The organism is Micromonospora sp. NPDC049580 (assembly GCF_040675595.1).
Classification (GTDB): Bacteria; Actinomycetota; Actinomycetes; order Mycobacteriales; family Micromonosporaceae; genus Micromonospora.
Genome location: NZ_JBFAPG010000345.1, coordinates 1 through 6,903, shown reverse-complemented (window position 1 = coordinate 6,903; position 6,903 = coordinate 1). Strand labels below are relative to the sequence as shown.

The following is a 6,903-nucleotide window of genomic DNA, read 5'->3' as shown; positions in this document are numbered from 1 at the left end:
GCGTCCGCAGGCCCTGGCGGGACACCCTGCTCGACGAGGTGCCCTGGCTGGTGCTGGCCGGTGTGCTGATGGTCGGCACCTACCTCGCCACCTGGCCGGCGTGGCCGCCTCCGACGAGCGGCTGGCCGGCCTCGACGACCTGCGCCACGGGCCCGACTCGCCGGCGATGAGCGCGATCCGGCGTCGCGAGATGATCCTCGCGGTGGACCTGGCCGGCGAGTCACGCTGGCCGGCCTGGACGCCCCGCGCCCGCGACCTCGGCGTCCGTGGGGTCATCTCCGCCCCGCTGGACATCGACGACCAGGTCATCGGGGCGATCAACCTGTACGCTGCCGCGCCCGACGTCCTCACCCCGCAGCACCAGTTGACCGCGATGCTGCTCGCCGAACATGCCGGCCTGCTGCTGGCCGCCGTCCGGGACCGGAGCCGCCAGCAGGCGCTCGTCGGTGAGCGGGACGCCTCGCTCCTGCACGACGGTGTCATCGGGCAGGCCATCGGTGTGATCATGACGCAGCGCGGCTGCCCGGCGGCCGAGGCCCTCGACGTGCTGCGCACCGCCGCCTCGTCCCTGGACATCCCGCTGCGCGAGGTGGCCGAACGCCTCATCCGGACGGTGTCCCGCCCCCGCGAGACCTGACCTGACCTGCCCGCCGCGCGCCGCCGTGGCGGTGTGGCCGGCTCGGTCGCCGGGAGGTCGGGGCGTCCGAGCCGTGGTGACGGCGCGGTTTCCCGCGAGGATCAGGCCGGGCGTGCCCGTTCTCCCGGTCGGCGGCGAGTCGGGCGGCGTCGTTTCGCGCGACGAGGGGTCGGGTAGCACTCTGGTACTGGTGAGCTGCGCCGACCCTGGGGAGGAACGATGCAGAGCCGGCTGCGGGTGCAGGGGCATCCCATCCAACCGATGCTTGTGACGTTCCCGCTGGGGCTCTTCGTCAGCGCCGCCGTCTTCGACCTCACCGACGTCCTCGGCGGGCCGGCCTTCCTCGGTGAGGTCGGCTACTGGACCGGTGTCGCAGCCCTGTTCGCCGCCGCGATGACGGCGGTCGCGGGCATGGTCGACCTGTGGGACGTGCCGGTCGACGGCACCCGCCGCACCGCCATCGCCTTCAACCTGGTGAACGCGGCCATGGCGGGCCTGTTCCTGGTCACCTGCCTGGTGCGCGCCCACTCGCCGGACCGGGGCGCGACGGTCGCGATCCTGGCCACCGAGCTGGTCGCGCTGACCGCCGGTGGGATGGGTGTGCACCTGGGCGCGCGGCTCATGCGCCAGTTCGACGCGGGCCGGGCCGAGACCGGCGGCCTGGACACCCTCGCCGGTGGCACCGTCGAGGTCGCCCGCCCCCGCCCGTGACCGACCCGGCGCACGCGCCGGCAGAATCGGCGGCCCGGCGCACGCGCCGGCAGAATCGGCGGCCCGGTGCTTGCGCCGGCAAATCGGTTGCCCGCCGTCCGGCCGGACGGCGAGGCTGACCGCCATGAGCGCCGAACGTGATGCCGAGGAGTTGATCGCGGAGGCGGCCGCCGCGCCGGTCGACGGCTGGGGCTTCGACTGGCTGTCCGGTCGGGCCACCGAGGAACGTCCACCCTGGGGGTACGCCGGATTGGTCGCCGAACGGATGGCGCGCGCCGACGCCGCGCTGGACGTGGACACCGGTGGCGGCGAGGTGCTGGCCGAGATTCCGTACCCGCCGAAGGTGTTGGTGGCGACCGAGGCGTGGCCGCCGAACGTCGAGGTCGCCCGGCGGACCCTGCGCCCGCTCGGAGCGACGGTGGTGACGGTCGCCCCCGACTCGGCGCTGCCGTTCCGGGACGGGTCCTTCGACCTGGTGGTCAGCCGACATCCGGTGCGCACCGACTGGGCCCAGACGGCCCGGGTGCTGCGCCCCGGCGGCACGTTCCTGTCCCAGCAGATCGGTCCGGGCACCATGCGTGAGCTGAGCGAGGCGATCCTCGGCCCGCTGCCTCCGCCGGACGGGCGGCACCCCGCCGCCGCGGTCGCCGCGGCCGAGGCCGCCGGGCTGCGGGTGGTCGACCTGCGCCGGGCCACGCTGCGCGCGACCTTCCACGACATCGGCGCGGTCGTCTGGTTCCTGCGCAAGGTGGTCTGGACGGTGCCGGGCTTCACGGTGGACCGCTACCGCCCCGAACTGCTCGCCCTGCACCGCCGCATCACGGCCGAGGGCGCCTTCGTCGCCCACGCCCGACGTTTCCTCATCGAGGCCACCCGCCCCACCTCGACGCGCTGATCATGACGCTGCCCGGGGCGTCGCGCCCCGGGGTACGGGTCAGTGGGGGTGGGTCTGGTGGTGGGTTGCCAGGATGTCGGCGCCGAAGTCGCTGGCGGGGCGGCGGAGCACGGTGTGCGCGTGGTTGCCGTCGTCGCTTGTGTTGTCGTACTCGATCAGCAGGTCGTCGCCCTGCACCCGGTAGTAGTGCCGCTGGCCGGGCCTCGTCGGGCCGGCCCAGGCGAAGTGCAGCTGGCCGCCCTCGACGCGGGCCGCCTCCTGCACGGCCAGTTCGGGAGGCAGCCGGTCCAGGTAGAGCGCGACGACCTGGTCGAGCAGCGCGCGGCCGGTCGGGCCGAGCCGGTCGGCCGGCACGCCGGGCGGGTCGACGGGCCCCTCGAACCGCTCGCGGGTGGCGCTGATGATGTCCGTCGGCGCCTCGTCGGCGATGATCGCGGCGGCCCGCCCGGCCGGCCCGAGCGCGTCGAGCAGGGCGCGGGCCAGGTCCTCCTCGGCAGCGAGCGGTCGGGAGATGGTGTGCCCGGCGTAGCGCACCGCCGCCGGGTTGGCGCCGAAGAAGATCGGCGCGGGGGAGACCTGGTCGTCGACCACGGTCATGGTCACCGACAGGTGGTGCCCTTCGAGCCGCCACGCCCAGCGGTCGTCGCGGGCCGGGTCACCGAACACCGCGATCCAGTAGTCGCCGCTGTGCCGCCCGCGGTGCCAGCCCTCGGCGCGGTCGAGGACTTCCTCCAGCGCGATGATCGCCATGGCCTGCGCGTACGCCGACGGGCTGAGCGCGGTGGCCAGCAGCCGGTGCGCGGCCTTGCGCCCGGCGACGTCCAGCTCGGCCAGGCAGACGCCGGGGCGGGGGCGGGGCCGGTACTCCAGCCAGCGCCGGGCCGACTCGTCGTCGAACGGGTACACGGCGCCGATGCGGGTCGCGGGGTCGAGCGCGGCCAGCAGCGCGGTGCCGGCGGCACGCATCTGTTCGGGCAGGGGATCTTCCACCGACCCTGTATACCGGCCCGTCGGGTGCCGCGTCAGCCGGCCCGCAGCAGCGCGGCCATCTCCGGCAGGTCGAAGAACTGCGCGGTCTCGGCCGCCGACGGGTTGCCGTGCGCCGGATCGGCCCCGGCGGCGAGCAGCGCGCGGACGGCGTCGGCGCTGCTGCGGAAGACCGCGGCGGCGAGTGCGGTCTGACCTCGGTCGTTGGTACGGGTGTGGTCCGCGCCGCGGGCCAGCAGAGCGGCCACCGTGTCCGGGTGGGCGTGGTAGGCGGCCAGGATCAGCAGCGTGTCGCCCTTGTCGTTGGTCAGGTTGACCGGCAGACCGGCGTCGACCTGGGCGGCCAGCTCCTCGGTGGAGCCCGCGCGGGCCAGGTCGAACATCCGGTGCGCGAACGCCAGGGTCTCGGCGTCAAGGTCATCGGTCACCGGTCCAGGGTAGTCGCCGAGGTCCTGATAGGTTGCTCGGCCGGCGCGGTGGGGGAGGGGTCCGATGGGTGAGACGGTCTACGTGGGCAACGCGGGCGTCGACGGCGTCGGCAACGGTGGCTGGCTGCTCGGGCACTTCGCGCCGCCGGACGAGATCCGGCACAGCACCGACGTCGAGGTGAAGTGGGGCGTGCACCCGCCCGGGGAGGCCCGCGCGCGGTGGGCGACCGGCGAGCGTCGGACCACCCTGCTGGTGCTGGTCGACGGGTGCTTCCGGGTGGAGCTGCCGGACCGGACGGTCCGGTTGGCCGCACCCGGCGACTACGTGGTGTGGGCGCGGGGCGTGGATCATTCCTGGTACTCGGAGCGCGCCTCGGTGGTGCTGACCGTGCGCTGGCCGTCGCTGCCCGGCTACCGGGTGGGCCCCCCGGTTCTGCGCTGAGCCCGAGCGGTCGCCTGCTCGCCTCCCGGCATGTGGAATTACCTACTAAACCTATAGGCTTTGCCGGCTAGAGTACGGAGGCACCCCGCCGAACGACCCGCTGAGGAACCACCGATGACCCACGATCGCCCGGCACCCGACCTGCTCGCCGTCGCCGCCCGGTGGGCCGACCCGGCCGGCTGGCCGGTCGCACTGCGCTTCGACCCCACCGAGCGCTGGTACGCCCGGCTCGCCACCGCCGACGACCACGAGGTGTGGGCCCTGAGCTGGCTGCCCGGCCAGGGCACCGACCTGCACGACCATGGCGGCTCCGCCGGCGCGTTCCGGGTGGTCGCCGGCGCCCTCACCGAGGAGACGGTCAGCCGTGCGGCGCTGCGCCCCCGTCTGCTGCCCGCCGGCGCCGCCCGCCGCTTCGGCCCCCGCCACGTCCACCAGGTCACCAACCGTGGCCCGGTGCCGGCGGTCAGCGTGCACGTCTACCGGCCGGCGCTGCGCCGGATGACCCGCTACGACCTCCTCGACGGGCGCCTGCGGGTCGCCGAGGTCGCCGAGGCTGGCCGGTCCTGGTGAGCCTCTCGTTCGCACCGCCCTCTCGTCACCGGAAGGAATCGATAATGCAGGTCACCGCCGAGCACTGTCCGGCACCCGTGCCACCGCCGGGCTCCCGGGGCATCGACGAGATCCTGGCCGCCGCGCGAGCCCGCCTCGACCGACTGGACCCGGAGCGGGCGCACCTGGCGTGCCGGGCCGGCGCGTTGCTTGTCGACATCCGGCCGGCCGCCCAGCGCGCCGCGCACGGCGTCGTGCCCGGCTCGCTCACGATCGAGCGCAACGTGCTGGAGTGGCGCTTCGACCCGCGGTGCCCGGCCCGGCTGCCCGAGGCGGTCGACTACGACGTGCCGGTGGTCGTCATCTGCCAGGAGGGCTACACCTCGTCGCTGGCCGCCGCCGCGTTGCAGGACATCGGCCTGCACCGGGCCACCGACGTCGACGGCGGTTTCGCCGCCTGGCGCATCGCCGGCCTGCCGGCGCTCGGCCCCACCCCGCTGCACCGCGCATCCCCCCTCGCGCCCCCGGTCACCGCCGGCTGGGCGCGCAGCTGACCCCCACGCCGCACCGGGCGTGGCAGGCGTACCGCCATCTCAGGAGGCACGATGTCCGTCGTCGCGATCCCCACCCGTCCCTACTCGCCGGGTCACCCGGGCCGGGCCGCCGTCCGCCCGCGTACCGGCCCGACCCTGACCATCACCCTCGACCTGGCCCCCGGGCCGATGAGCCCTCGGTTGGCCCGGCTGGTGCAGCTGCTCGGCGAGCTGGCCGAGGCCGGGGAGGGTCGGCTGCGCCCCGCTGACGACGTGCCGTCGACGCCGCGACCGCTGCCGCGCCCCGCCTCCGCCGAGGTGCCCGCCGCCGACACCGACGGGGCCGACGTGCGCATCCTGGCCGGCTCGCGGGTGGTCCGCCTGGGCGACCGGGTGGTCGCGCTGACCCGCATCGAGTACGACCTGCTGCTCTTCCTCGCCGAGCGTCCGCGCCGGGTCTTCACCCGCCTCCAGCTGCTGTCGAACGTCTGGGGCTACGAACACGCCGTGGCCCGCACCGTGGACGTGCACGTCCGGCGGCTGCGCGCCAAGCTGGCCGGGGCAGAGGTGGTCACGACCGTCTACGGGGTGGGTTACCGGCTGGGCGACGAGGCGCGGATCAGCGTCGACCACACCCGCTGAGCAGCGCTCGTGCGGCGGTCCGCAGGCGACGGCGGTGGCATGGTGAACAGGACGGGGACCCCCGTATCGGGGCATCCTGGCGGCTCTGCTGTAATCATCAGGCTTCGTACGCAGAGCGAGCATCCGGCTCCGATGTGTTCGTCAATTGTCACATTCATGCAACGCAGCCGCCTCTTGACCCTCGCCCGGGCGCCCGGAAGCATCGATGAAGCGGCGTCCCGGGCCGTGGGGAGATACCCGGACCAGCCCAAGGAGGACCATGTCGGTCAGCCCCGCCTCGTCGCGCGCCGGATGGCATACGTCCCAACCCGCGGTGCCCGGTCGACCTCCCGGCGGTCAACGCCGCCCGGCGAACACCGCCGCGCCCATGCTCACCGTGACGCTGTCCATCCCGCTGGCCTGTGAGGAGTCGCTGACCCCGCCGGCCCGGCGGCTGCTCGAAGCCGCGCGCGAGATGCTGGAGCGGGGCGAGGGCGTGATCACCAGCTCCGTTCCGGCCGAGCGTCGCGCCGACGGGGTGCCGGCCAACCGAGCGCCCGCCCGAGCCCTCACCCCGACGATCCCCGCCCTGCACATCCTCGCGGCGTCCCGATCGGTGCTGCGCGACGACGAGCCGCTGCCGCTGACCCGGCTGGAGTTCGACCTCCTGCTGCATCTGGTCGCCCACCCCCGCCGGGTGTTCACCCGGCTGCAACTGCTCAACGCCGTCTGGGGCTATGAGCACGCCGGCGTCCGCACCGTCGACGTGCACGTGCGCCGGCTGCGCGGCAAGGTCGGCGTGGACGTTCCCCTGGTCACCACCGTTTACGGCGTCGGCTACCGGCTGGCCGACGACGCCCGCGTCACCGTCGACCGCACCGGCTGACCGTCCGACGACCGCCCGTTCGGCGCGCGGGGCAGGATGGTTCGGTGCGCATCCGTCCCATCTCGCCCGACCTGCTCGTCGCCGAACTGACCGCCCGGCTCGACGACGCCTCCCGCACTGTCGAGCCCGCCCGGCTGCGCGTGGCGATCGACGGCGCCCCCGCCGCCGGCCCGGACGAGCTGGCCGCCGCGCTGGTCGACCCGCTGCGCGCCCG

Annotated in this window: 9 protein-coding genes and 1 pseudogene; 8 read left to right on the top strand and 2 right to left on the bottom strand. The window is 74.7% G+C overall.

What is annotated here, in order from left to right:
* Positions 1 to 94: 94 nt before the first annotated feature.
* From AB0J68_RS23420 to AB0J68_RS23410, 3 genes and pseudogenes are all read left to right on the top strand, one after another.
* A pseudogene (locus AB0J68_RS23420) lies at positions 95 to 637 on the top strand (GAF and ANTAR domain-containing protein); the annotation flags it as partial.
* 219 nt (positions 638 to 856) lie between these two features.
* Positions 857 to 1,348, top strand: coding sequence for a DUF2231 domain-containing protein (locus tag AB0J68_RS23415; protein ID WP_354862118.1), 492 nt, complete (start codon positions 857 to 859; stop codon positions 1,346 to 1,348).
* Between the two features lie 124 nt (positions 1,349 to 1,472).
* Complete coding sequence (locus AB0J68_RS23410; RefSeq protein ID WP_355067263.1) at positions 1,473 to 2,243, top strand: class I SAM-dependent methyltransferase; 771 nt, start codon at positions 1,473 to 1,475, stop codon at positions 2,241 to 2,243.
* A 39-nt stretch (positions 2,244 to 2,282) separates the two neighbouring features.
* On the opposite strand, the gene AB0J68_RS23405 is transcribed toward AB0J68_RS23410, so the two are convergent.
* Both AB0J68_RS23405 and AB0J68_RS23400 read right to left on the bottom strand, forming a co-directional pair.
* Entirely contained in the window at positions 2,283 to 3,233 is a 951-nt protein-coding gene (locus tag AB0J68_RS23405) for a DUF3500 domain-containing protein (protein ID WP_363940475.1), read from the bottom strand.
* 32 nt (positions 3,234 to 3,265) lie between these two features.
* On the bottom strand, positions 3,266 to 3,658 hold the full coding sequence (locus AB0J68_RS23400; RefSeq protein ID WP_354860322.1) for an ankyrin repeat domain-containing protein: 393 nt from the start codon (positions 3,656 to 3,658) through the stop codon (positions 3,266 to 3,268).
* A gap of 64 nt (positions 3,659 to 3,722) precedes the next feature.
* Between AB0J68_RS23400 and AB0J68_RS23395 the strand changes: the two genes are divergently transcribed.
* The 5 genes from AB0J68_RS23395 to AB0J68_RS23375 all read left to right on the top strand — a co-directional run bounded on the left by AB0J68_RS23395 (position 3,723) and on the right by AB0J68_RS23375 (position 6,689).
* On the top strand, positions 3,723 to 4,100 hold the full coding sequence (locus AB0J68_RS23395) for a signal peptidase I (RefSeq protein WP_355067265.1): 378 nt from the start codon (positions 3,723 to 3,725) through the stop codon (positions 4,098 to 4,100).
* Between the two features lie 114 nt (positions 4,101 to 4,214).
* On the top strand, positions 4,215 to 4,670 hold the full coding sequence (locus tag AB0J68_RS23390) for a cysteine dioxygenase family protein (RefSeq protein ID WP_355067266.1): 456 nt from the start codon (positions 4,215 to 4,217) through the stop codon (positions 4,668 to 4,670).
* A 44-nt stretch (positions 4,671 to 4,714) separates the two neighbouring features.
* Entirely contained in the window at positions 4,715 to 5,203 is a 489-nt protein-coding gene (locus AB0J68_RS23385; protein WP_355067267.1) for a rhodanese-like domain-containing protein, read from the top strand.
* A 51-nt stretch (positions 5,204 to 5,254) separates the two neighbouring features.
* Positions 5,255 to 5,824 (top strand): winged helix-turn-helix domain-containing protein, encoded by a 570-nt coding sequence (locus AB0J68_RS23380; RefSeq protein ID WP_363940474.1) that lies wholly within the window; start codon positions 5,255 to 5,257, stop codon positions 5,822 to 5,824.
* A 259-nt stretch (positions 5,825 to 6,083) separates the two neighbouring features.
* Positions 6,084 to 6,689, top strand: coding sequence for a winged helix-turn-helix domain-containing protein (locus AB0J68_RS23375; RefSeq protein ID WP_363940473.1), 606 nt, complete (start codon positions 6,084 to 6,086; stop codon positions 6,687 to 6,689).
* The last annotated feature ends 214 nt before the right edge of the window (positions 6,690 to 6,903 follow it).

Bases quoted from the DNA above. Each gene is read 5' to 3' on its own strand.
- AB0J68_RS23415 (WP_354862118.1), top strand. From the start codon at position 857: ATGCAGAGCCGGCTGCGGGTGCAGGGGCATCCCATCCAACCGATGCTT.
- AB0J68_RS23410 (WP_355067263.1), top strand. From the start codon at position 1,473: ATGAGCGCCGAACGTGATGCCGAGGAGTTGATCGCGGAGGCGGCCGCC.
- AB0J68_RS23395 (WP_355067265.1), top strand. From the start codon at position 3,723: ATGGGTGAGACGGTCTACGTGGGCAACGCGGGCGTCGACGGCGTCGGC.
- AB0J68_RS23390 (WP_355067266.1), top strand. From the start codon at position 4,215: ATGACCCACGATCGCCCGGCACCCGACCTGCTCGCCGTCGCCGCCCGG.
- AB0J68_RS23385 (WP_355067267.1), top strand. From the start codon at position 4,715: ATGCAGGTCACCGCCGAGCACTGTCCGGCACCCGTGCCACCGCCGGGC.
- AB0J68_RS23380 (WP_363940474.1), top strand. From the start codon at position 5,255: ATGTCCGTCGTCGCGATCCCCACCCGTCCCTACTCGCCGGGTCACCCG.
- AB0J68_RS23375 (WP_363940473.1), top strand. From the start codon at position 6,084: ATGTCGGTCAGCCCCGCCTCGTCGCGCGCCGGATGGCATACGTCCCAA.